The sequence below is a fragment of the Actinoplanes oblitus genome (genome assembly GCF_030252345.1).
Lineage (GTDB): Bacteria > Actinomycetota > Actinomycetes > Mycobacteriales > Micromonosporaceae > Actinoplanes > Actinoplanes oblitus.
On the sequence record NZ_CP126980.1, the window covers coordinates 5,530,589 to 5,554,255 of the forward strand.

The 23,667-nt window shown below is 70.3% G+C and carries 21 protein-coding genes; 8 read left to right on the forward strand and 13 right to left on the reverse strand.

All coding sequences use genetic code 11. The features are described from left to right. Positions 1 to 100 precede the first annotated feature (100 nt). From Actob_RS24970 to Actob_RS24980, 3 genes are all read right to left on the reverse strand, one after another. Positions 101 to 1,162 carry an FUSC family protein gene (locus Actob_RS24970; protein WP_284914237.1) on the reverse strand — a complete coding sequence of 354 codons (1,062 nt, stop codon included), beginning with the start codon at positions 1,160 to 1,162 and terminating at the stop codon, positions 101 to 103. Positions 1,163 to 1,376: 214 nt separating this feature from the next. After that, positions 1,377 to 3,554 carry an ATP-binding protein gene (locus Actob_RS24975; protein WP_284914238.1) on the reverse strand — a complete coding sequence of 726 codons (2,178 nt, stop codon included), beginning with the start codon at positions 3,552 to 3,554 and terminating at the stop codon, positions 1,377 to 1,379. 205 nt (positions 3,555 to 3,759) lie between these two features. Continuing rightward, positions 3,760 to 5,238 (reverse strand): hypothetical protein, encoded by a 1,479-nt coding sequence (locus tag Actob_RS24980; protein WP_284914239.1) that lies wholly within the window; start codon positions 5,236 to 5,238, stop codon positions 3,760 to 3,762. Between Actob_RS24980 and Actob_RS24985 the strand changes: the two genes are divergently transcribed. Continuing rightward, positions 5,221 to 6,024 (forward strand): intradiol ring-cleavage dioxygenase, encoded by an 804-nt coding sequence (locus tag Actob_RS24985; RefSeq protein ID WP_284914240.1) that lies wholly within the window; start codon positions 5,221 to 5,223, stop codon positions 6,022 to 6,024. The two genes, Actob_RS24980 and Actob_RS24985, sit on opposite strands and share 18 nt — an antisense overlap. Positions 6,025 to 6,192: 168 nt before the next feature. Here Actob_RS24985 and Actob_RS24990 read toward each other — a convergent pair whose 3' ends face one another. The 5 genes from Actob_RS24990 to Actob_RS25010 form a co-directional block, all read right to left on the reverse strand. Next, positions 6,193 to 6,912 (reverse strand): hypothetical protein, encoded by a 720-nt coding sequence (locus Actob_RS24990; protein ID WP_284914241.1) that lies wholly within the window; start codon positions 6,910 to 6,912, stop codon positions 6,193 to 6,195. Between the two features lie 203 nt (positions 6,913 to 7,115). Further along, positions 7,116 to 8,027: a carbohydrate kinase family protein gene (locus Actob_RS24995; protein ID WP_284914242.1), complete on the reverse strand. Its 912-nt coding sequence runs from the start codon at positions 8,025 to 8,027 to the stop codon at positions 7,116 to 7,118. Continuing rightward, a complete protein-coding gene (locus Actob_RS25000) occupies positions 8,024 to 8,827 on the reverse strand; it encodes an ATP-binding cassette domain-containing protein (RefSeq protein WP_284914243.1) in 804 nt (267 codons plus the stop codon). The genes Actob_RS24995 and Actob_RS25000 overlap by 4 nt, the downstream gene beginning before the upstream one ends. Then, a complete protein-coding gene (locus Actob_RS25005; protein WP_284914244.1) occupies positions 8,824 to 9,852 on the reverse strand; it encodes an ABC transporter permease in 1,029 nt (342 codons plus the stop codon). Before Actob_RS25005 ends, Actob_RS25000 begins: the two co-directional genes overlap by 4 nt. Positions 9,853 to 9,937: 85 nt before the next feature. Beyond that, the gene (locus Actob_RS25010; protein ID WP_284914245.1) at positions 9,938 to 11,014 is read right to left on the reverse strand and encodes a substrate-binding domain-containing protein; all 1,077 of its coding nucleotides are present in this window, start codon (positions 11,012 to 11,014) and stop codon (positions 9,938 to 9,940) included. A 316-nt stretch (positions 11,015 to 11,330) separates the two neighbouring features. On the opposite strand from Actob_RS25010, the gene Actob_RS25015 reads away from it, so the two are divergent. Next, on the forward strand, positions 11,331 to 12,389 hold the full coding sequence (locus tag Actob_RS25015) for a LacI family DNA-binding transcriptional regulator (protein WP_284914246.1): 1,059 nt from the start codon (positions 11,331 to 11,333) through the stop codon (positions 12,387 to 12,389). Between the two features lie 253 nt (positions 12,390 to 12,642). On the opposite strand, the gene Actob_RS25020 is transcribed toward Actob_RS25015, so the two are convergent. Both Actob_RS25020 and Actob_RS25025 read right to left on the reverse strand, forming a co-directional pair. Continuing rightward, complete coding sequence (locus Actob_RS25020) at positions 12,643 to 13,611, reverse strand: Acg family FMN-binding oxidoreductase (protein WP_284914247.1); 969 nt, start codon at positions 13,609 to 13,611, stop codon at positions 12,643 to 12,645. A 25-nt stretch (positions 13,612 to 13,636) separates the two neighbouring features. Then, entirely contained in the window at positions 13,637 to 14,092 is a 456-nt protein-coding gene (locus Actob_RS25025) for a Crp/Fnr family transcriptional regulator (RefSeq protein ID WP_284914248.1), read from the reverse strand. Between the two features lie 483 nt (positions 14,093 to 14,575). Here Actob_RS25025 and Actob_RS25030 point away from each other — a divergent pair, with 483 nt between their 5' ends. The 5 genes from Actob_RS25030 to Actob_RS25050 all read left to right on the forward strand — a co-directional run bounded on the left by Actob_RS25030 (position 14,576) and on the right by Actob_RS25050 (position 19,864). After that, positions 14,576 to 16,942: a nitric-oxide reductase large subunit gene (locus tag Actob_RS25030; RefSeq protein ID WP_284914249.1), complete on the forward strand. Its 2,367-nt coding sequence runs from the start codon at positions 14,576 to 14,578 to the stop codon at positions 16,940 to 16,942. Between the two features lie 9 nt (positions 16,943 to 16,951). Beyond that, positions 16,952 to 17,572 (forward strand): hypothetical protein, encoded by a 621-nt coding sequence (locus Actob_RS25035; RefSeq protein ID WP_284914250.1) that lies wholly within the window; start codon positions 16,952 to 16,954, stop codon positions 17,570 to 17,572. A gap of 2 nt (positions 17,573 to 17,574) precedes the next feature. Continuing rightward, positions 17,575 to 18,390 (forward strand): slipin family protein, encoded by an 816-nt coding sequence (locus tag Actob_RS25040; protein ID WP_284914251.1) that lies wholly within the window; start codon positions 17,575 to 17,577, stop codon positions 18,388 to 18,390. Positions 18,391 to 18,574: 184 nt separating this feature from the next. Further along, entirely contained in the window at positions 18,575 to 19,234 is a 660-nt protein-coding gene (locus tag Actob_RS25045; protein WP_284914252.1) for a hypothetical protein, read from the forward strand. 351 nt (positions 19,235 to 19,585) lie between these two features. Next, complete coding sequence (locus Actob_RS25050) at positions 19,586 to 19,864, forward strand: hypothetical protein (protein WP_284914253.1); 279 nt, start codon at positions 19,586 to 19,588, stop codon at positions 19,862 to 19,864. A 489-nt stretch (positions 19,865 to 20,353) separates the two neighbouring features. Here Actob_RS25050 and Actob_RS25055 read toward each other — a convergent pair whose 3' ends face one another. Continuing rightward, positions 20,354 to 20,614: a hypothetical protein gene (locus Actob_RS25055; protein WP_284914254.1), complete on the reverse strand. Its 261-nt coding sequence runs from the start codon at positions 20,612 to 20,614 to the stop codon at positions 20,354 to 20,356. A 325-nt stretch (positions 20,615 to 20,939) separates the two neighbouring features. Here Actob_RS25055 and Actob_RS25060 point away from each other — a divergent pair, with 325 nt between their 5' ends. Next, entirely contained in the window at positions 20,940 to 21,899 is a 960-nt protein-coding gene (locus tag Actob_RS25060; RefSeq protein ID WP_284914255.1) for a hypothetical protein, read from the forward strand. Between the two features lie 42 nt (positions 21,900 to 21,941). Here Actob_RS25060 and Actob_RS25065 read toward each other — a convergent pair whose 3' ends face one another. Both Actob_RS25065 and Actob_RS25070 read right to left on the reverse strand, forming a co-directional pair. Continuing rightward, entirely contained in the window at positions 21,942 to 22,589 is a 648-nt protein-coding gene (locus Actob_RS25065) for a hypothetical protein (protein WP_284914256.1), read from the reverse strand. 77 nt (positions 22,590 to 22,666) lie between these two features. After that, positions 22,667 to 23,569 (reverse strand): hypothetical protein, encoded by a 903-nt coding sequence (locus tag Actob_RS25070; RefSeq protein ID WP_284914257.1) that lies wholly within the window; start codon positions 23,567 to 23,569, stop codon positions 22,667 to 22,669. Positions 23,570 to 23,667: the final 98 nt, after the last annotated feature.

The window sequence follows — 23,667 nt, forward strand, 5'->3', positions numbered from 1 at the left end:
ATGGGTGTCCTATGCACGGTTGGTCGCCGAACGTGCCGCACACTGCCGTGCCACTTACGATCGCTGCGCGCCACAGGCGCACCCTGACCAGGTGACGGGTTCAGGGTGTGGTCAGCCCGACCGCCTCGTCGACGCGGTTCAGGACGTTGTCGTCGTGGCCGACACCGCGCAGCAGGTCGATGGCGGTGGCCCGGATCTGCCCGATGATCATGGTTAGCGGCAGGGCGGGTTGCGACTCGAGGAGCTTCGCGGCGATCCGTACCGCCTCCAGCGCGGTGTGGTCGGCCCGGCCGGCGTGCTGCTGCGGATCGTCGGCGCCGGTCAGGTCGGTGGCCAGCGACTCACCGGCGGCCAGGATCGCCTCGCCCAGGGCTCCGAGCGCACGGCTCAGCGCCGGTGGTGCGGGCACGTCCAGCCGGGTGAGCGTGACGGCGTTGCGGGCCAGCACCCAGATGTTGTCCACGACGCGGTCCAACTCGACGGCGGTCGCCTCGACCTGGCGTACCTGGCTCAGGTGCCGCCGGCGGCGGACCCGCAGTTTGAGGGTCTCGCCGGTGGCCAGCACGGCGGTCTCCAACCGCTCCACCCGGGCGTGGGCGTCGCGTGCCCGGCGTAGCGCGCCGTCCGCCGCGTCGCGGTCACCGTCGCGCAACGCCTGGTCGATGGTGTCGAGCAGCCCGGCCAGGTCGGTGAAGGTCTGCCGGGCCTCGGCGACCAGCGGGGCCAGCGGGTTGCGGGCGACGGCGAGCTGGCTGACCGCGACGGCGAGCACACCGCCGATCAGCGCGTCGACACAGCGCCCCTGCATGACGTCGGTGCGCGGTTCCGCCACGCCGACGATGTAGATCGCCGAGATCGCCGCCTGGACGATCAGGGTGGTACTCGCGCCGGCCGCGATCATCGGGCCGACGGTCAGCAGCAGCACGACGGCGATGGTGAGCGTTCCCGGCCCGAGCAGCTGCACGGCGAGGTCGGCGACCAGGACACCGGCCGCGACACCGAGCACGATCTCGGCACTCTGCCGCAGCCGGCGCCCGCGGGACTCGGCGAGCACGACCAGCGCCGACGACGCGGCGAACACCGGTGCGGGATGGCCGACGCCGCTGGCGGCGAGGTACCAGGCCAGCGTGGCGGCCAGGACCGCTTCGGAGACCGGGATCACGGCCTGCCTGAGGCGCTTCGTCGCTGACTGGCCTCGCTGCCGGAGCCGGGCGCGAAGGTTGTGGATCGCTGGCAGGTCGGGCCTCCGAAGGTCGGTTGCCCGGGGTTGGGCAAGGATCAGCCCAGTACCCGGGAAGCCCCGGGAGGTAACGAGACGAAAGTCGCTCAGCCGTTACCACGCAGAACGGCGCGCCAGAAACAGCGGCCGGACCCGCCTAGCGTGGCAGGCGGACGGTGATCCGGGTGCCGAGGTGGTAGGCGGGATCGTGGGTGACGGTACCGCCGTGCGCCTCGACCAGTGCCCGGACCAGGGCGAGACCGAGGCCGGTCCCGGTGATGTCGGTGTGCCGGGCATTGGCGGCCCGGTGGAAGCGGGTGAACAGTCGGGCCCGGTCCGGTTCCGGGATGCCGATACCGGTGTCGGTGACGGTCAGCTCGGCGACGTCGCTGCTGCTCGCCGACAGTGTCACCCGCACGTCACCGCCGTCCGGGCTGTACTTGACCGCGTTGGAGAGCAGATGCTCGACGATCTGGCGCAGCCGATCGGAGTCGCCGGTGACGACCAGGCTCGACGGCAGGTCGGTGTGTATCCGGATGGTGTCGCGGTGCGGGACCTCGGCGACCGCGGCGGCGATGACAGCGACCAGGTCGGTGGGGCGTCTGCGGAGCACGTGGTGACCGGACTCCACTCCGGCCAGATCGAGCAGGTCATCGATGATCTGTTGGACGGCGCTGGTGTTGCGGGTCACGGTACCCAGCATCTGGCGGGTGTCCTGGTCGAGGTGCGGATCGTCGGCCAGCATGGTGGAGCAGGCGAGCACCGAGGTCAGCGGGGTGCGCAGCTCGTGGCCGATCAGGGTGAGGAAGTCATCCTTGGCGCGGGCCAGTTGCAGGTCCAGCTCGGCGGCCCGGCGGCGGGCGAGGAACCTGCCGATCTGCTCGGCGATGTCGGTGAGTAACCCGGTGAGCAGGAACTCGTCGTGTTCACCGCGAGCGGTCAGGCAGGTGAGCACGGCGAGGACGGTGTCGCTCTCGCAGACCGGGACCGCCATCGCGGCACGCAGATCACGCTGCGCCGCGGCCGCCACGAACGCCCGCAGGCGCGGATCGGACGAGGCGGTCCGGGCGAGATCGGGAATCCAGATCGCCCGGGCGGTGGCCCAGGCGGGCCCGACCAGACCGGGATCCTGCCGGGTGAGCCGTTCCGGCATCAGGTCCTCGATGTGTACGCCGGGGGCCTCCCAGTGCCCGGCGGGATACGCCACGTCGGCCACGTCGTCGATGAGCCAGAGGGAGACGTACTGCCAGCCCAGCGTCTCGCCGACGGCTCGCAGCAGGCCGGGCGCCGCGTGCTCGACGGTGGCGCTGCTGTTGAGGATCTGCGCCACCCGTAGCTGGCAGTCGTGGAAGCGTTCGCTGCGCCGCCGGCCGGTCACGTCGAGCACCGTGGACACCGCGCCGAGACGGTTGCCGTCGCGGTCGTACAGGGGTTGCCCGTTGACCAGCAGGTAGCGGTCCGGGGCATCCGGCGTACGCAGCATCGACTCGGCGTCGCGTACCGTCTCGCCGTTCAGCGCCCGGGTCACCACCAGTTCGTGGGCGGCGATCGGCGTGCCGTCGAGGTGATGGACGCGCGCCAGGCCGGCCGCCAGCCCCTCCTCCCTGGAGACGCCCTCGGGCAGGCCGAACAGCTGCCGCATCATCCGGTTGACCACGACCGGCCGCCGCTCCCGGTCGCAGGCGACGACGCCGACCTGCAGGCTGTCGAGCAGCGCGTTGATGAACGCTTGCTGCACCTCCGCCTGGGCCACGGCGCCGGCCGCCGGCCCCAGCCGGGCGAGCGCGGCAGCCTGGTGATCGGCGGAGAGCATGTCCATCGCCACCGTGACCGACCGGGTGCCGGCGGGGATCGGGCCGAGCATGTCAGCGACATCCGTCAGCAGCGCCCGCTCCCGGGTGGTCCAGGCGCGACGGTCGGTGTCGAGGACGGTGATCGCGCCGACCGGCTCGCCGTCGGTGTCGTGCACCGGGATCCCCGCGAAGGATCGCACGCCCCACTGCTGAACCGTCGGATGCTCGCGCAGCCGTTCATCGATGAGGGTGTCGCTCACGGCGACCACGTCGTCGGCGCTGACCACGAAGGCGCACACCGAGAATTCCTGGCCACCGCGCCGTGCGCTCGCGAACGGCTCGGGCAGCCCGTACAGCCCGAGGAACTCCTCCTCGCCGGCCCATACCAGGGTCACGACCGCCATCGGCGTGTCCAGCATCCGCGCCGTCATCCGGGCGACGCCGTCCAGCGGCACCGGCATCACCGGCAACTCGCGACGCGCACTGGCCACCGCCCGCAGCCGTTGCGGCGAGTTCAGGACCGCTGGATCGAGTTCCGGCACGATTACCACCAAACAATCCCGGCTTAACGGACAATTTGTGCGATCGTAGAGCCGACACCCGGAAAAACCCCGCAACACGCCGCCCTCCGGCCAGCGGTTGGCGACAATCGACCACGCACCTTGAGTCATTCGCATCGGCCTGCGAGCCGGGAACCCCGCTGTACTCCGTCAGCCGCACGAATCCGGCCGCATCGCTGGCTGCCGGTCACATCGTGTTGAGCCGCGCCTCGGCATGCGCGATGAACTCCTGAACGCCGCGGTGCCGCCCGCCACGACGCAGGTCCGCCAAGAGGTCGCGCACCAGGTGCACGCCGCGCCGCGAGCGCACCTGCCTCAACCGGCCGACCACAACCCGCCCGACCACGCACGCCTGCTCCAGCTCGCCACCGGTCACGTAGCCGCCGGCGAGGTAGACGCCTTCGTAGAGCGCCGCCCGCGGCCGCGGATGCTCCGGTGCGACGAGCGTCTCGGGACGCAACATCGCGGTCCCCTCGCGCACCAGCGCCAAGGCGCGAACTCGCCGGCCCCGGGCGAGGTCGTCACGAGCCACCCGCAGCAGGGTGCGCGCGACCATCGGCTCGGCCGTGTCCTCGGCCACACGCCGCACCCACTCCGGTTCGTGGCCGGTGGCCGCCGCGACCCGCCATTCCACGGCCTGGTCCGCCATCCGGCGTGCGGACCGCGCGTCGCCGGCCAGGGCGTGCGCGTAGGCGAGCTGACCGGCGGCGAAACTGCGGGTGGCGGTGGTACCGGCGGCCGCGTCGAGGGCCGCCTGCCCGATGTCCACCGCATCGGCGGGGCGTCCCGCGACGGCGACGTTCGCCGAGAGATCACGCAACAGGTGCGCCACGAGCCGGCGGTCGCCGCCCTCGTGCGCGGCGTGCAGCCCGGTGACGAGATAGCGCTGCGACTCACGGTGCCGCCCGGCGTCAATGGCGAGCCACGCGGCGAGTTGTGCCAGCTGTGCCATCACGACCATCAACCGCCGGGTGCGGCTCTCGCTACGGGCATCCCACTCCAGCAGCAGACGCGTCGCCTGGTATTGAGCCGCGACGTAGCCGAGCGCGTCCAGGCCGTCGGATCCGGCGGCGGCTTCGCGCAACGCGTCGACCCCTCGTTCGGCCACGGTCACCAGCTCGGTGCCAGGGCCAGGGTCACGGGTTGCGGAAAGCCCGCCCGGTCGCGGCCGCAGAAACCCTCGCGCGACATCGGGAAGCCGCCGGCCGGCTGGCAGCGCCGGGTCGAGGACGGCCCGGAGTTCGTGGCTCGCCGCCCCGCAGGCAGCACCGCCGGCGATCGCCGGCCTCGATCCTCTCACCGCCCACAGCTCCTCGGCGGCGATGGGCCGTCCCAGGGCATCGGCGAGCACCTGAGCCGCGTAGCCTGCCACCGGCGGATAGGGCACCCGGCCGCGGTCGCGCCAGTGGTACGGCGCCGACTCAGAAATGGTGCCGGGTCCGTAAATGGCATTGATGCGCCGGGCCAGGGCCCGAGGGGTCCACCGCAGTTCGGCGAGGCACTGAGCGAGCACGTCGTTGGACTGTCCTGTGCCAGTCATGGCGCAAAGGTTAACAACGTTGACGGCATTGACGCCTGGCAATGCGTTGGCGCTCTCGTTTGGATGCGGAGGAGAAAGCGTTGACCCGCACCAGGAAAGGGGCACTCGATGGACCACGACCACCACGACGACGACATCTTCAACCGTGGCCTCCAGTTCGACCTGACGACGCTGCTGCGTCGTCGCCAGATGCTCGGCCTGACCCTCGGCGTCGGCCTCGCCGGCCTGGCGGCCGGCCCCGCGTTCGCCGGGACTCCGGCGGAGCCCGCGTCCGCCAAGGTCGCCGCCGCCTGTCAGGCCATCCCCACAGAGACCGCGGGTCCGTTCCCCGGCGACGGCACGAACGGCCCGAACATCCTCACGCAGAGCGGCATCGTCCGCAGCGACCTGCGAACGAGCTTCGGCACCAGTTCCGCCACCGCCGGTGGCGTCAACCTGATCCTCCGCCTCACCGTGCTGTCGGCAACGACCTGCGCTCCGTACGGCGGGGCCGCCGTCTACCTGTGGGGGTGCGATCGGGAGGGCAGGTACTCGATGTACTCCGCCGGGGTCACCCAGGAGAACTATTGCCGTGGCGTACAAGCCGCCGGCGCCGCCGGCCAGCTGACGTTCACCACCGTCTTTCCCGGCTGCTATCCGGGGCGCTGGCCGCACCTTCATTTCGAGGTGTACCCGAGCCTGGCCCGGGCGACCTCCGCCAGCGGGAAACTCAAGACGTCCCAGCTGGCATTCCCGGCCGACATCTGCCGCAACGTTTACCGCACGGCGGGCTATCAGGCCAGCATCACGAATCTCGCGCGCGTGTCGCTGTCCACCGACAGTGTCTTCCGGGACGGCTACGGCCAGCAGATGGTCACGATCTCCGGCACCCCGCAGTCCGGGTACGTCGCGAGCTTGACGATCACCGTGTAGTCGGCGATCGCGTCGCCGCCGAGCCCGTCGGTAGTGGGTCACCCCGCCCACCTGCCCGGACGTCAGCTCCTGGGCAGGCTCCGAGGCACCCCTTGCCGTCGAGGCGCAGGTCCTCGACGGCAAGGGGAAGGCGTCGCCTGGCGGCACCGCCTCTCGCCTCGGTGGCGGTCACCCCACGCGTTCGATGACCGCGCGCCGGATCAGGAACTTGCCGGGCTCGCGCACCTGCTCGAACGCCGCGTTGTTGAGCAGAACACAGCTACCGGACGTGGACGCCACCTTGACCGTGGTGCTCTTGTTGTTGTCGAGGTTGGTGACCTTCAAGACGGTCCCGATCGGGAACGTGCCACTCGACGCGGCCGGCGCCCCGCCCTCGCCGGAAAGAGTAACCGTCGACCCCTTGCAAACCACCTCGCCACTGCCGGCATTCTGCCCGGCGGGCGCCGTCGCGCCCGCCTGCGCGTCCTGACCCCCGCGGTTCTGCTTGCCGGCGCCGTTGTTCTGCTTGCCGGCGCCGCCGGCTCCGGCCGGTGAGCCCTGACCCGTACCGTTGGCCTGCTGGCCGGCACCGGCGGCAACCTCACCCGCCACATCAGCAGTACAGCCGGCGGCGGCACGCCGCTGATTGATCAGATCGACCACCGCCTGCCGGTTCGCGATTCGACCCGCCGACTGAGCGTCCGGATTGCTCTTCTGCCCCGCGATGAACTGAAGGTTCTGCCGCAACGCCTGATCCAACCCGGCGCAACTCTCCGTCGCACCGTTCTCCGCCGCACTACTCAACCCGGTGCTGACAACGAACGCGCCACCCGCCAGCGCCGCCGCCGACAGGGCGAGCACGACCTTGCGAGACGTCCCAGAAAACGTACGCCGTCCGGTCCGATACATCGCATCGCTCCTTCGCTCTCAGGCTGCCTCGGTGCAGCACTCACAGTTACGAGGCAGGCGATGAGCCGGGTTGAGGACGCGTACCTTAAAGATCCTTAAACATGCTTAACGAGCCGGGGAGCCGGACGCGATTGCCGAGGTCGACGACCCACCTGGCGCGCGGTGGCGGCGGGTGTGGTCCGGTGCCGGACCCACCGCCGCCCTCACGCTCGCACCTCCGTCAGCAGCGGCGGATCGGCGCCCCTTCTGCTGCAGGCGACCGCGGCGGTGTGCGCGGCGAACCGCAGCATGGTGGTGAGGGTGTCCTCGTCGACGGCGGTCAGGGCATCCCGCCGGTCGGCACCGAGCAGGTTCGCCTCGGCGCACGCGTGCAGGAGGCCGGCCATGAAGGCGTCGCCGGCGCCGATCGTGTCGGCGACCGTCACGGGTACGGCGTCGACAGTGACGGCGCACCCACGGCTGGTCGCCCAGGCTCCGCCGGCGCCGAGCGTCACGACCACCAGCCGCACGCCTCGTCGCAGCCACCCGGCCGCGACCTCCTGGTAGGGCTGCCGCGGATGGAGCCAGGCGAGGTCGTCGAGGCTGATCTTGACGATGTCGCTCGTGCCGATCAGCGCCTCGACCCGGTGCAGGGCCTGCTCCGGGTCGCCCATCAGGGTGGGGCGGCAGTTGGGGTCGTAGCTGATCGTCGCGGAGGCCCGTGCCGCCCGCAGCAGGGCCGCGACACTCTCCGCTCCTGGTGGGACCACCGCGGCGATGGAGCCCGTGTGCACGCATCGGGTGTCCGGCGGCACCTCGGCGTGGAACGGCCGCCAGGTGAAGTCGAAGTGGTAACCCGCCTGCCCGGCGGCGTCGACGTGGGTGCGCGCCGTGCTGGTGGGGGCCCCGTCGACCAGTGACGCGGTAGCCAGCGCGACCGAGCTGGCGGCCAGGTGCTCGAGGATGAGCTGGCCGTGGGCGTCCGAGCCGACCTGGGTCAGCAGTGACACCGGCTGGCCGAGGCGGCCGAGGGCCGTCGCCACGTTCGCCGGGCTGCCGCCCGGGCACGCGGTGAGGTGCCCCGACGCCGGGTCGGTGATCAGGTCGACGAGGCTCTCGCCCACCACCAGGATCACGCCGGTTCTCCGACGTCGGCAGTGGTGCGGCCCGGGGTCTCGGCCAGCGTGGTGGCACCGGTCATGATCGCCACCGCCTCGGTCATGGTGTGCGACCGCGGTGTGATGACGCCGGCACACCGGCCCAGTCGCTGGATGTGGATACGGTCGGCCACCTCGAAGACGTGTGGCATGTTGTGACTGATCAGGACGACCGGCACGCCGCGCGAGCGCACCTGGTCGATCATGCGGAGCACCTGCTGCGACTCGCGTACGCCGAGCGCCGCCGTCGGCTCGTCGAGCACGATCACCTTGCTGCCGAATGCCGCCGCCCGGGCCACCGCGACGGCCTGGCGCTGTCCTCCGGAGAGCGTCTCGACCGCCTGCGACATGTCCTGGAGGGTGCCGATGCCGAGGCCGGCCAGTGCGCTTTCGGCTTCCCGCCGCATCCCCCTCTTGTCGATCATCCGGAATACCGAGCCGAGCAGACCGGCCCGGCGGCGTTCCCGGCCCAGGAACAGATTGCTGGCGATGTCCAGCGCCGGCGCGACGGCAAGCGTCTGGTAAACCGTCTCGATACCCGCGTTGCGGGCGTCCTGCGGCCGGCGGAAGTGCACCGGTTCGCCGTCGAGCCGCAGCTCACCGGCATCCGGAACCATCGCGCCGGTCAGGCATTTGATCAGCGTCGACTTGCCGGCTCCGTTGTCGCCGATGACGGCGAGCACCTCGCCGGGATAGAGGTCGACGTCCACACCGTCGAGCCCGACCACCCGGCCGAACGTCTTGACCAGCCCGCGGGCGGAGAGTACGGGGGTTGTCACGATTTCACCTTCCGGATCCACTGGTCGACAGCGACGGCGAGCAGTACCAGCAGGCCCACGGCGAGCACCCGGTACTGGTCGTCCACGCCGGCGAGGGACAGGCCGCTGCGGAAGAATCCGACGATCAGGGCACCGAGCAGGGTGCCGACCAGGACGCCGCGCCCGCCGAAGAGGCTGGTGCCGCCGATCACCACGGCGGTGATGCTCTCCAGGTTGGCGTCGGTGATCGCGTTCGGGCTGGCAGCGCCGGCCCGTCCGACGAGGATCCAGGCGGCGAGGCCGTAGATGGCCCCGGCGGTGAGGTACACGCTGAGCAGCACCCGGTCCACCCGGATGCCGGCAAGACGGGCGGCTTCCTTGTCGTCGCCGATCGCGTAGACGTGCCGGCCCCAGGCGGTGGTGGCCAGCGCGTATCCGACGACGAGGTAGAGGACCGCCACCAGCACCACGCCGATGCTGATCCGGAACCGGCCGATGGGGAACGTCTCGCCGGTCCAGTTGAGCAGGGCGGGCAGGTCCGTGGCCGGAACGCTCTGCCCCTTGGTGTAGAGCAAGGCGATCGCCCCGAAGATGCTCAGCGTGCCCAGGGTGACGATGAACGGTGGCAGGCCGATGCGGGTCACCAGGGTCCCATTGACCAGACCGGCGAGCAGGCCGACGCCGATGCCGGCGGCGACCGCGAGGACGCCTGGCAGGCCGTGCCCCTCGGCGAGTTTCGCGGCGAGCATCATCGCCAGGATGGTGACGGCGCCTACCGACAGGTCGATACCCGCGGTCAGGATGACCAGCGTCTGACCGACGGCGAGCGCCCCGACGACGGCGACTTGCTGCAGCACCAGCGAGAGCGAGTTGGGTGCGGCGAAGCGCGGGTTGACGGCGGAGAACACCGCGAAGGCCAGGATCAGCACCAGCAACGGGCTGATCGCCGGGTACGCGTGCAGCACGTGCTGCAGCCGTTCCAGTGGTGTGCGCCGGCGCAGCGCGAACTGTTCGACCGCTGTTGCGGCCGTGGGGGTGGTGGTCACGACGGCTCCCTGCCGTTGACGGATCTGGACTGGTGCGCCGCCGGACGGCACGCGCGCGGCGTGCCGGCCGGCAGGACGCCGGTGCTCAGGCCTTGCCCCAGCACTTGCTGGCGCCGTCGGCGCTGGTGATGCTGTCGACACCGGTGGCCGGCTTGTCGGTGACCAGGGTGACGCCGGTGTCGAAGAAGTCGAGCCCGCTGGTGGTCTGCGGCTTCTCGCCGCCCTTGGCGATCTTCGTGATCGCCTGAACACCCAGTTCGGCCATCTTCACCGGGTACTGCTGGCTGGTGGCACTGATCAGCCCGCTCTTCACCTGCTGCACGCCGTTGCATCCGCCGTCGATCGACACCACCAGCGCGTCCTTGACGCCCGCCGCCTGCAGGGCCTTCTGCGCGCCGACCGCGGCCGGCTCGTTGATGGTGTAGACGACATTGATCGCCGGGTTCTTCGCCAGGCACCGCTCCATCGCGGTACGGCCGCCGTCCTCGGCACCGTCGGTCGGCTCGTTGCAGACGATGCTGTAGGTGCCCGCGGAGTACGAGCCGGACTTGGCCTCGTCCCCGTTGACCTTGCGGTCCTTGGTGTCGATGCCCATGCCGCTGAGGAAGCCCTGATCCCGGTTGTAGTCGACGGACACGATCTTGTCGTTGAACAGGTCGAGCAGGGCGACAGTGGCGGGCTTGCCGCCCAACTGCTTGGCGGTCCACTTGCCGATCAGTTCGCCGGCCTTGAAGTTGTCGGTGGCGAACGTGATGTCGACGGTGTTCGCGGGCTCCGGCGGGGTGTCCAGAGCGATGACGTAGAGGCCGGCGTCGCGGGCCTTCTTGATGGCCGGATTGACGCCGGGTCCGTTCGGGGTGATCAGGATGCCGTCGTCACCGCGAGCGATGGCGTCCTCGATCGCCTGCACCTGTCCGGCCTCGTCGCCGTCCTCCTTGCCGGCGGCGAGGGTCAGCTTGACGCCCTCGGTCTCGGCCGCCTTGCGCGCTCCGTCCTGCATGGTGACGAAGAACGGGTTGGTGGAGTTCTTCGTGATCAGGGCGACCGCGACGCTGTCGTCCCCGCTCTTGTCGCTGCCACCACCGCAGCCGGTGGCCACCAGGCACGTCGCGGTGGCGAGGGCGAGCAGCAGCGCGCTCCGCCGTCCTGTGTGCAGGCCCATGTGTAGCTCCTCATGTGACGCCGATGGTGCGTCGAGCGATCTCGACAACGATGTCAAAGGAGCTTCGATCATCGATTCGCCAACTGTCAACGGTGGCGATGAACTGGGAATGTAACAAAGCAGCAACGTGAGATCCGTCTTGACAACGTGGTCATTCGGGTTTCAGGATCGGCTCCTGGCCGCAGCCGTCGACGCCCGTCGACCGACGCCGGAGAGGAGAGATCACCACCCGGTCAGCGGCGATCCGCACCGGCGATAGCCTTCAGCTCGTACGGGTGCCACCATCCGACCCGCGCGACAAACGCCGAGGAGAGCCGTGCCGCACGATGCCGAGGAAGCCGAGACCGCGGTGACCCGCGCGACCCTGCGCGACGTCGCGATACTCGCCGGAGTGAGCGCCAAGACCGCGTCCCGGGTCGTCAACGGCGAACCCGGGGTCAGCGTCGCCAAGCTCGCCGCCGTGCAACGCGCTGTCGCCCAGCTCAACTACCGCCCCAACTTCACGGCGAGCAGTCTGCGCCGGTCGAAGGGGCGCACCGCGGCGATCGGCGCGGTGCTGGAGAACGTCGCGAACCCGTTCTCCTCGGCATTGCACCGGGCGCTGGAGGACGTCGCCCGCGACCGCAACGTCATGATCTTCGCCGGTAGCGTCGACGAGGACCCGCGGCGTGAACGGGCCCTCGTCCAGGCCTTCACCGCGCGTCAGGCGGACGCCCTGCTGGTCGTTCCGGCCAGCGACAACCAGGCCTATCTGGCCCAGGAGGTCGCCGCCGGCACACCGGTGGTCTTCGTCGACCGGCCACCGGTCGGGCTGCTCGCCGACGCCGTGCTGGCGGACAACCGGGCCGGCGCCGCGGCGGCCGTGCACCATCTGGTGTCACACGGGCACCGCGACATCGCCTACCTCGGTGACCTGTCCACCATCTCCACCGCCGCCGAGCGCTTCCAGGGATACAAAGAGGCGCTCAGCGACCACGGCATCCGCCCCCAGCCCGAACACATCGTCCACGACCTGCACACCGAGGACGCGGCTCGCGCGGCCACCCTCCGCCTGGCCGGCGGCCAGCACCCGCCGACCGCCTACTTCACCGCGCAGAACCTGGTCACCATCGGTACCATCCGCGCCCTGCGTGACCTCGGCCGGCACGACCGGACGGCGCTGGTCGGATTCGACGACTTCCCCCTGGCCGAGCTGCTGCAACCCGCCGTCACGGTGGTGGCCCAGGATCCCTTCCAGATGGGTCGCGTCGCCGCCGAGCTCATCTTCCGCCGGCTGGACGGCGAACGCTGGGACCCCACCGTCCACGTGGTGGCGACCCGGCTCGTCCCACGCGGCTCCGGCGAGATCACCGGGCCGTTCACGAACCCGGGATGACCACGCAGGGCAGGCCCTCCGCATGGCACCGCACGACTTGACGCACGGCTGAGACACGTGTACGGCAACTAGCGGATACGTGCTTGATGAGCCACCACTCGCCGAGGAGGGGTGACGATCGAAGCGGGGTTGCTCACCCGGGACCGCGGTAACCGCACAGGCCGACCGCGCCGGCCCGCCACACCCGCGGGCCGACGCCGTCGTGGCGGCCGCCAACGGATCGGCCGAGAACCCGCCGCGCCGATCGGCGTTCTCACGGTGTCCGCGTGTCGAGGATGTCGGTCAGCGGGCGGCGCGGTGTGGGCGGCCCCGAGGGGGCGTATCCCAACCGGATGACCATCTGCGCCGAGCGGCCGTTACCGGTGTCGGTGAGCAGGTCACGGATCGCCGGGATCTCGATGGGCTGGCTGATCGGGGTGGTGGCCAGACGGAGGCGGGTGGCAGTCAGCAGGACGCGTTGCAGGGCCTGCCCGGCACGGACCCAGTCGACAGGGCCGTCGCCGTTGGTGGCGAGGACGGTGATCGTCGGGTGGGCCTCGAATCGCTCGGCGTTGCGGGACGGCTGATGGTGCACCAGGCCGAAGTCACGCATCGGCAGGTGCTCCAGGGCGTCCCAGGGGCCGACCGCGGTCGGCGGAATCCCGTCGCGGCGGTGCGGGTGGGGCCTGGTCCAGTAACCGAGCTCGGCGCGGTACCCGCCCTCGGCACGGAGCCGAGCCTCGGCGGCCTGGGCGAGGTTGATGATCACGTCTCGCCTGACCGCGTCCGCGAGGGTCAGGGTGGCGCCTTCCGCCGTGGCGGCTGCTCGCAGTTGCGCCAAGCTGTCGGCGGGCACCACGGCGTCGGCGAACGGGCTCCGGTTGGTGTGCCGGGCGGTGATGGCCTCGGCCAGGGCAGTGGCGTACGCCGACGACGGCCTGGCATATGCCGGCCGGATGCGGGCCACCAGGTCGGGCGAGCCGGCATCAGGAAATATCGACACCTCGGTCACGTGGCCCTCCACCCTGATCGCCAGGCGCAGCGTGAACACGGCGGCACCGACGCTGATCAGCAGTTCCCGGCCGTCCGGGTCGAGCACCTCCAGCTGCCGGCGGCGGTCGGCGTACACCTCGACGGCGCCGTCGACGAGCCGGAACCGCCAAGGTTGACTGTTGTGCAGCGACGGTGCCAGCGACGCGGTGCGCACACAGTGGGCAAGAGCCCGCTCGTCGAGCGATGTCATGATCGCCTCCTTCGGCCGCGGCGTGTCAGCGCAGTTCGCCGGGGTCGGTATCCGGGTAGGCATAGAGCTCGGCGAGCCGGCTCCGAGCGGCTCCCAGCCGATCGGCGAGCACGGCCAGGAAGCGGCCGTTGAGGTCACGACCGATCTTCGGATCGTCGTCGATCATGGCGCGCACGTGGGCGGCGTCGAACTCGATGGCGTGCATGTCTTCGGCGACCACAGCCCCGAACCGCCACCGGTACGGAGCAAGCAGCCACGACCAGCCGACGACCGAGCCATGGCGTAGCTGTTCGATGACGATGTCGCCACGGCCCGGAACCGGGAGGTCGAGAACGACGGCCCCGGAGTTGACCAGCCAGAACTTGTCCGCCGGATCGCCGGCGCGAAACAGGCGGTGCCGGTTCGCGCGGAACACCGGCCGGCCGCGAACGGCCCAGCGACGCAGCCAATCCGCCGGTAGGTCGACGGCGAAGTCGTGCACGGCCAGCTGGTCGAAGACACTCAACGACGGCATGGTGTTCCTCCTGTGGGATCACGGCTGCTCAGCAGGCTCGCTGCTTCGGCTGCGGCGGCGTTGTTCCGGAGGGTCGTGACTCGCCGTCCGCCCCGTCCACCTACGACGCTATGCCCGGCAGGTCCCGGGGAGCAGGACCGTCTGTCCTGCTCCCCGGGATCGAAAGACCTCCGAGTCGCGGGACGACAGCAGGACCGTGACGCCCACCGTCACGGCCGGCATCGCGGACGCGGCCGGCTACCGCGCGGCCGACGGCCGCGCCCGTTGCCACCGCACGGAGACTCCGGTAAGACCAATACCGGACTTCGGTACACGTCGATGCGTATGGCGTCTACGCCAGATCCGCATGCCTCACGATTGACCGCTGAATAAGCGACATTCATGATCTAAAAGGCTTTTACGTGGTTAGTTTACTAATTGTCCTTTCAGTCCGAACTCAAGGAGATTGCCATGGCGGTCAAGCAGCCGGGAACAGCCGAGGCCGGGCGCCGCCCGCTGCTGGTCAGCAAGGCCTGGATCCAGGCGGTCGCGTTGGTCATGCTGGTGGGGTTCGGGGTCATGGGTCTGCTGGCCTATCGGACCTACACCGCCGAGCCGCCGATCCCGCAGCGCGTCGTCGCCCCGGACGGGCGGGTGCTGTTCACCGGTGACGACGTCAGCCGGGGGCAGCAGATCTTCCTGCACAACGGATTGATGGAATACGGCTCGGTGTTCGGCCACGGCGCCTATCTCGGGCCCGACTTCACCGACGACTACCTGCACCGGGCGGCCGAATCGGTCACCCGGCAACTCGGCGCCGGAGCCGGGACCACAGCTCAGCGGGTAGTTCACGACTTCCAGCACAACCAGTACGACGCGATAACCAAGACGTTGACCTACACGACGGAACAAGCAGTCGCCTTCGACGAGAACGTCACCTACTACTCCGGCTACTTCAGCGCCGACAACACCGCGAAAGGGTTGCGGCCCAAGGCGATCACCGACCCGACCCGGTTACGGCAGATGACCGCGTTCTTCTCGTGGAGCGCGTGGGCGGCGTCGGCGCACCGGCCCGGCAAGGACTACTCCTACACCAACAACTGGCCGCCGGAGCCCCTGGTCGGCAACACCCCGACCGCGAACGTACTGGTCTGGAGTGTCCTGTCGCTTGTCGCGCTGCTGGCCGGCATCGGAGCGCTGTTCTTCGCGTTCGGCCGCTGGGGTGAACGCCTCGGCTGGCGCGGCCGTCAGGCCGACACCATCTCCTTCCGCGGCCCGGACGCGGTCACCCTGACCCCGGCGCAGCGGGCCACCGCGTGGTTCTTCCTGGTCGTCGGCCTGTTGTTCCTGGTGCAGACCTTGGTCGGCGCGGCCAGTGAGCATTACCGCGCGGAGGTGACCGGCTTCTTCGGCTTCGATCTGGCCCGGCTGCTGCCGTACAACCTGGTACGGACCTGGCACCTGCAGCTGTCGCTGTTCTGGGTGTCCGCGGCCTTCCTGGCCGCCGGGATCTTCCTCGCCCCGATCATCGCCGGCCGTGAGCCGAAGAGGCAGAGCCTGCTCGCCTACCTTCTGCTCGCCGCGGTCGCGGTGGTGGTGTTCGGCAGCCTCATCGGTGAGGCGCTGAGCATCCACGGCGTGTTCGCCGAGCCGGGCTCGTTTCTCGGCAGCCAGGGCTTCGAGTACCTCGACCTCGCCCGGGTGTGGCAGGTGCTGCTCACCGCCGGCCTGTTCGTCTGGGCCGCGATCCTGTTCCGCGGGGTACGGACCCGGCTGCGCCGTGATCACGCCGGCAACATGCCGTGGCTGTTCTTCCTCTCCGCGTGCGCGATCCCCGCCTTCTACGCCGTCGGGCTGCTCGCCGACTCGGGCGACAACTTCACCCACGCCGACTTCTGGCGGTTCTGGGTGGTGCACCTGTGGGTCGAGGACTTCCTCGAGCTGTTCACCACCGTCATGGTCGCCTACATCTTCGTCATGCTCGGTGTGGTCCGCGAACGCGTCGCCATGACCGTCATCTACCTCGACATCGTGCTGTACTCCGCCGGCGGGGTCATCGGCACCATGCATCACCTGTACTTCTCGGGTGAGCCGGCCGAGCACATGGCGCTGGGCGCGTTCTTCTCGGCCGCCGAGGTCATCCCGCTGACCTTCCTGACCGTCGAGGCGTGGAGCTTCCTGCAACTCGGGGCGCGGCAGGAGAACAGGTCGGCCACCGCGTTCCCGCATCGCTGGGCGGTGATGTTCCTGGTCGCTGTCGGTTTCTGGAACTTCCTCGGTGCCGGCATCTTCGGCTTCCTGATCAACCTGCCGATCGTGTCGTACTACGAGATCGGCACCGCCCTGACCGCCAACCACGGGCACGCCGCCATGATGGGCGTCTACGGCATGCTCGCCATGGGTCTGGCCCTGTTCTGCCTGCGCTACCTCATCCCCGAGGACAAGTGGCCGGACCGGCTCGCGAAGATCTCGTTCTGGTCGGCGAACCTCGGGCTGCTGTGGATGTGTTTCGCCACGCTGCTGCCGCTGGGCATCCTGCAACTGTACGAGTCGGTCGACTCCGGCTATCACGCCGCCCGCACCCTCGAGTACGTCACCGACCCGACCAACAGCCTCATCGAGTGGCTGCGACTGCCCGGCGACGTGGTCTTCATCGTCGGCGGCGTACTGCCGTTCCTGTGGATCTGCTGGCTCGGCGTACGGCACGCGATGCGCCGTGGACGGCCGACCACCCTGGACGAGCCTGACGAGGTGCTGTTCACCGACATCACCGTGCCCGCCGAGGACGGCCGCCAGCACGAGGCATCCGCCGCCGCGTCCACCGAAACAGTCGGCTAGGAGGTCGGCGTGCCGCCCATGGTGCTGCTCGCGACCGGGTACGCCGGACTGCTGCTGGTCGTGGCCGCCGCTCTGGAACGGCTGGCCCGGCACACCGCGACCCGGTCCGAGCGCTACCGGACCGCCGGGTTCACCTATCAGCCCGAGCACGACCTGTGGATGTGCCCACGCGACGAGCCGCTGTGGCCGCACCGGGTGGACCGGGAGCACCGGCTGGTCCGTTACCGGGCCCGTCCGAGCGTCTGCAACGCCTGCCCGGTCAAGACCGACTGCACCCCGTCGCACCACGGCCGGGAGATCACCCGGCCGATCGACCCGTGGCCGCACTCGGAGGCCGGCCGGTTCCACCGCGGCGTCTCGGTCACCCTCACCGCGCTCGCCGTGGTGCTGCTCCTGGCCACCCTCGGTATCCACCACCGGCCGGCCGAGACAGCCGTGCTGGTGCCGGCCACCGTCGCCGCCGGATGGTTCCTCAGGCGCTGGGCGGCCGACCTGCGCCGTACCCCCTCCGGGTTTCCCCAGACCATCACGGTCCGTGACCGAACGGCCGAGCCCGGCCGCGGCGGGCCGTCCGTAAGCCGCTACCGGTCGGTGCGGCGTGCCGCCGGCGGCACCGATCCCGAGGAGTGATCATGTTCGGCTACGTGATCGGCGGTCTCGTCCTGGCCGCGACCGCCCTGGCCGTGAGCAGCGTACGCATCCTGCGTGAATACGAGCGGGCGGTAGTGTTCCGCCTCGGGCGGCTCCAGGGCGCCCGCGGTCCCGGTCCGTTGCTGCTGCTGCCGTTGATCGACCGGATGGAACGAGTCTCCCTGCGCACCGTCACCCTGACCATTCCGCCGCAGGAGGTCATCACCCGCGACAACGTGCCCGCCCGGGTCAATGCCGTCGCCTATTTCCGGGTCACCGATCCGGTCCGCGCGGTCGTGGAGGTCGAGGCGCATCCGGTCGCCACCTCGCAGATCGCGCAGACCACCGTCCGCAGCGTGCTCGGGCACGTCGACCTGGACACGCTGCTGACCGAACGGGAAAAACTCAACGAGAGCATCCGTACGATCGTCGACGAGCAGACCGAGCCATGGGGCATCAAGGTCACCACCGTCGAGATCAAGGATGTGGAGATCCCCGAAGCCATGCAGCGCGCGATGGCCCGCCAGGCCGAAGCCGAACGGGAACGCCGTGCCAAGGTCATCAACGCCACCGGCGAACACGAGGCCGCCCAGGCACTGCACGACGCTTCCCAGATCCTCGCCGCCAGCCCGTCCGGCCTGCACCTGCGCTACCTGCAGACGCTGCTGGAACTCGGCGGCGACCAGCGCACCACTGTCGTCTTCCCGCTCCCGATGGACCTGCTCGAACCGTTCCTGCGCCGCCTGGACCCGTCCGGCCGGAGCGCTGTACCCGCCCCGCCGGCCGGGCCCGGCGAGGCGCAGGCGCCCGTCAGCTGAACGGCCGGCCGGTCGGTCGAAGCGGTCGTCGCCCAGCAACCGGGCGGCCGGCACCGCGGCCTGGACCCGATCGATGCTTGACTGCGACGCTACGTCACAGTCGACACTGACCGGGTGCGCATCGCGGAGCTGGCGGATCTGACCGGGACGACGGTACGGACGATCCGTTACACTGTTCGCCGCGATGGGCTCAGGCACTGTCGAGCAACAACGCCGCGACCAGGTCGGCGGGTTCCTCGGCGCCCAGCTCACCGGCACCGATCCGGCGGCCGGCTACCTGTCGTACTGCGGCACCGTCGTGGGCATCATCGCGTCCACCTTCGCAATCCTGTCCGTGCTGGCCGGCGGACGGGCCGAACAGATCGGCCTGACCGAGCTCCTGTTGGCCACCGGTATCCGCCGATGGACACCCCTGGCGGCACAAGCCGCGGTCACCGCGGTCGCCAGCGCCGTGATCCTCACCGTCACCGGCGCGCTCACCGCCTTGACAGCGCCCGCCGCCATTGACGGCGACAGCATCGCCGGGCGCAGCCTCGTCTACATCGTCGGGCAGTGGCCGGCCACCATCGCCATGATCGGCTGCGCCACCCTGGTGGTCGGCGCACTCCCCCGGCTCGCCGCGCTGGCCTGGCTGCCCCTGCTGGTCAGCAGCGTCCTGGCGCTGCTCGGCGACCTGCTCGCCATCCCGGCCCGGATGCGGCAGCTGGGGTTCTTCCGGCACCTGCCGGACATCGCAACAGGCGGCAGCCCGGTGGTGGCGCTGCTGGTGCTCGCCGGCGCCGGTGCGGTGCTGGCCCTGCTCGGCACCGCCGCCATCGGCCGCCGCGACCTTCAGCCCGGCTGACCCGGGCCAGATCGTGGCCATTCCCGTCCCGGGCACCGCGACCGACCCGGACGGGGGATGAGGTGAGCGCCTGCGGTAGCCCATTGGTGTGAGCCCCCGAAGTCGGTGAACCACGGGACTGCGCCCTTGGTGTTCGTCACTGAGTCCGACACCCCACGACGGACCAGATGGGGAGATCGCCATGGAACTCCGGCCCCGCCACCTGCTGACCACCATCGCGCTCGCTGTCGCCGCGAGCACGTTCACCGCCGCGCCGGCGCTGGCATCCTCAGGCGACAACCACGGCAAGGACTTTCATCCGCACCTGCGGCATCGTCACGTGCAGCCAGGTACTACAGCCACTCCGCCACCGTGCGCATCGACGAGATTCTGCGCGGCCCGGCGGACACCACTGACGCCATGGCCATCGCCGGCGCCGTCTGCGGTGTGGGCTCGCTCGCGATCGAACTCGCGGCGGGGCCGTGCTTCGCACTGGGGGCGGTCGCGTTCGGCGACTGGAACGTGCGGCGCATCATCCATCACGCCGCGACAACCAACGGTTGCGTCCGCTTCCGCACGGTCCGCGGCGGCGACAACACCCCCGGCCCCGTCTACTCCGACCACAGCGGCAACTGCCGCTCGATGGACTGACCCCCTGACGTTCATGGACCCGGGCATCCCGGCAGCCCGCGCTCAACCGGCAACCAGTCCGGCGCTGGTCTCGCCGCCCAGGTCGCGCGACACCCGCGTCGTCTGATGTTCCTTCATCTCATCGATTGATCTCGAGATGCCGGGGGCTCCGGGATGCCGTCCATCCGTCCGGCCGCGGTCGCCGCGGCGGCACTGCTCCTTCTGCCGGCAGGCTGCGACAGCAACCCGCCGGCGCCACAGCCGTCCGCCTCGGCCGCGGCCGGGCCGTCCGCGCTCTGAGCCCTGTCTTGACCGGGCACCTACGCTCGCTCACGCCCTCGACCACCGCCTTCGGCCACTACCAGGTCACCGCCGGCCGCCTCGCACCGCGGCCGGCACCACCTGGTCGAACCACCCCCGGTGACTGAGGACAGGAACCGGCCCCGGCGGGCCGGCCGTGTCGTGGGTGACTGGCCGAGCCCGCTCGGGGCCGTTCGTGACGCGCGAGGCTCAGTGGGTACGCGGGTCGCGGTCGGTGCTGCGGCTGCCGGCCTTGGCCAGGCCCCGGCTGACCATGTAGCCGATGGTCAGCAGGGTGATGTACCACCAGGCCTTGTCGGCGGTGAAGTAGTCGTGGCCGTCGTTGGCGGCGCCGTCGCCGACCACGTTGGAGGCGACCAGCACGCCGATGACGGCAAGTACGTAGACGATCAGCTCGGTGGTCTTGAACGAGGGCTTGGTCTCCTCGCCCCGCGACCGGGTGTGCGCCATGTGGAGGTCATGGTTCTCATGGGTGGACGTAGCCATCTCGGTCAACTCCTAGAACATCATCGGTATCCGTCTCGGTGACGTCCTTGCCGACGTCGGGCTTCGAGGTACCCGCGTCTCCGAGATCTCACGCGTGAGCCACCCGGCCGGGGGACCTCGCCGCGCCGCAACATCGACGCGTACGGAACAGGGCCCAGCCTCAAACCGGCCGTGCCGGATGGGCGGCGCGCGGCAGCGGGCGGTCCGGCAGCTCGCCTGCCTGGTCGGTGTGTTTTTGCAGCCTTTTGGCCCATTACTCCGGGATGGGCGCGGCTGACACCGTGATGCCGTGCTCTACCGCCACGGCCGGACCGTCATCGCCCTCGCGGTGCTGATCGCGCTGGCCGGGGCGGCCACCATGATCGGCTCGGAGGCGTACCGGGACATGGTCGGTCTCAGCCTTTTCGGCGTCCTCGCGCTGGCTTTCGCCGGATCACTGGTCGTCTCGAACGTCGCGTGCCGCCACGGGCCGCGGACCCTGCGGATCAGCGGGGACGGCTTCACCACGCCTCGGCACGGCGGCGGTCTGCTGATGCTGGCCAGTATGTTTCCGTTGATCGGCATCGGGATCGCGGCGGCCGGGATCGAGGCGACGTCCGGGCGCCACGTCGTTCTCGGCATCGCCGGGGTCGCCGTCGGGCTGATCCTGCTCGCTGGGCTGGCCGCGTCACTGCGGACCGTGCCCTCGGTCGACTTCACCCGCCGCGGGCTCACACTGACCCGGCTGGCCGGCACGATCGTCGTGCCGTGGGACGCCCTCGACCCCGGCAGGCCGACCGTCCGCCGGCGACCGCCGGCCTCGTCGACGCTGGTCATCGCCCGGCCAGACCTCGTCGAACGGCAGGGCATCACCGGCGTGTCGAACGCCATCGTCGCCGAGGGCGTGCCCGTCGACCTGCTCCTCGACGCGATCCGCGTCTACGTCGGCGACCCCGGCCGACGTGCCGCCATCGGGACCTCGGCCGAGCTCGACCGGCTGCACGCCGAGCTGCCGACAGCGGTGCCGGTGCCGCTCGCCGAACGGCCGGTCCGCGAGCCCGGCGTCACCATCACCGGCCTGGCGATCCGAGCACTGCTGCTCGCCGGGTCGCTGACCGTGGAGGCCCTGACCAGCAACTGGTGGCTGGAGCAGGCCGCCCGGACCATCTCCGGCGTCCTGGTGATCAGCATGGCCGGCAAGGTGCATCCGATGACGTGGTTCAGGCAGCGGTTCGCCGGCAACCCGCCCGCCCCGCCGCGTCCGGAGTGACCAGGTGCGGTGGCGCCGCTTCGTGGTTCCGCGTTCCCTGACTCACGCGCAGCCGGAATCCCACACCGTGGCGGTGTGCGGGAACGTCAGCAGGATCTGGGTGGACGACACCTGCAGACTCTCCTCGGTGGTGACGTCGTAGAACACCGCGGTGCCGGCGGACTTTCCCAGATACAGCAGGCAGTGACGCCGGCTGATGTCCGGCGTGCCGGCCGGCATGGTCGCGGCCCAGGACACCTTCACCGTGCTGGCCTGCACCGCGAGCACCGGGATCGGGACGAAGTGGAGCAGGTAGATGTTGCGTACCGCGGTGCCGCGCTGCGCCTCCTCGCCGAACATCCAGGCGAGCATCGGCAGGCACAGCAGTACCGTCGCCAGCGCGGCACAGGCACAGCGCCGGGCGAGCCGGAGCAGGGTCTGCCGGCCCGGTAGGGACACCGCGTCCCGCCACCGGCCCGCCACCGCGTGACGAGCCGAGCCCAGCGCCACCGTTCCCGCGAACAGGGCCGCGGCGAGGAGGAGAACGAGTTCGGCAGTGCCGATCAGCTGGCCGGAGAGGATCTCCAGGTACCCGTAACCCGCCTCCTGCGGAGTGGCGCGCAAGGGCAGGTAGAAGAAGACGTACGCGAGGCGCAGCACCCCGAACAGGACCGCGCCGCCGAGACCGACCAGCGGTACGACATATTTCACGGTCAGGTCGAGGAGCGTGTCGCCGCCGCCTCGGGTGCTCGGTGAGTTCCGATGGTTCCGGCGCGACGGCCGCTGGTTCACCGCTCGACGACGAAGGGCCGGCACGCGTTGAGCCGAAGGCACGCGTCGGGCCGGTCGTTGTGCGGGATCTCCACCAAGAGGCCGTAGTCCCCGTCCGGTTCGTCGGTGACGGTCCATCGGATGACGCCCTCACCCCATCGGTCGGCGATCACTGGCGGGAAGTCGCGGACCAGTCGTAACCGTTTGGGTCGCTGGCTGCCGTAGAGGCTGGCGAAGATCGGGGAGCCGGGCCGGCGCCCGACCACCATGGCGGTCACCGTCTGACCGGGACGAACGCCGAGAACGTCGGAGAATTGCAGATCCGGCTTGGTAGCTGATCTCGCCTCGATGGTGCCGAAGGTGGTCGGGGTCTCCGCGGCCGTCACCTCGAACCGATAGGTACCGGGGTGCGGCAGGACACGGAGAACCTCCTCATCGGTCCAAGCCCAGTACCAGACGTTGCCGAAGAGGTCCTCGCCCGCCCATTCGGTTTGCCTGCCGTCCGGCGCGACGATGCGCATCACCGGCTTGTCCTTCGGCGTGAAGCCGTGAAAACAGAAGAACAGCGAGTCCAGACGGTCCAGCGTCACCGGCGGCTTTCCGCCCCCAGCGGGCAGCACGCCGTTCTCGCAACCGCCGTGAGCGGGCAGGGCCGCACCGAAAACCCGCCAGATCCAACTCGGGCGATGCCGGCGTTTGGCCGACTCGCCAGCGAGCGGCACCGGAACCGATGCCTCGGAGACCGCCGACGGAGCGACAGCCGACGACAGGACGAGCGGTTCGCCGACACGGTCCTGCGGGCCGGCGGTGAGCATCGCAACGGTGGACACGGCGAGTACGGCATGACGGGTCAGGCGAAGACGCATGTCGTTGTTCCGATCCCACTCGGTGGTCGCTGCGCTGGCGATCGGGCGCGCCATCACTATGAGTGACCCACCGTCGAGCATCCGGGCAATCCGGAGGGAACCCCCTTCCGGGTGACCCGGGGCGCACCGTCCGCACCGCACTGCCCCCGCGC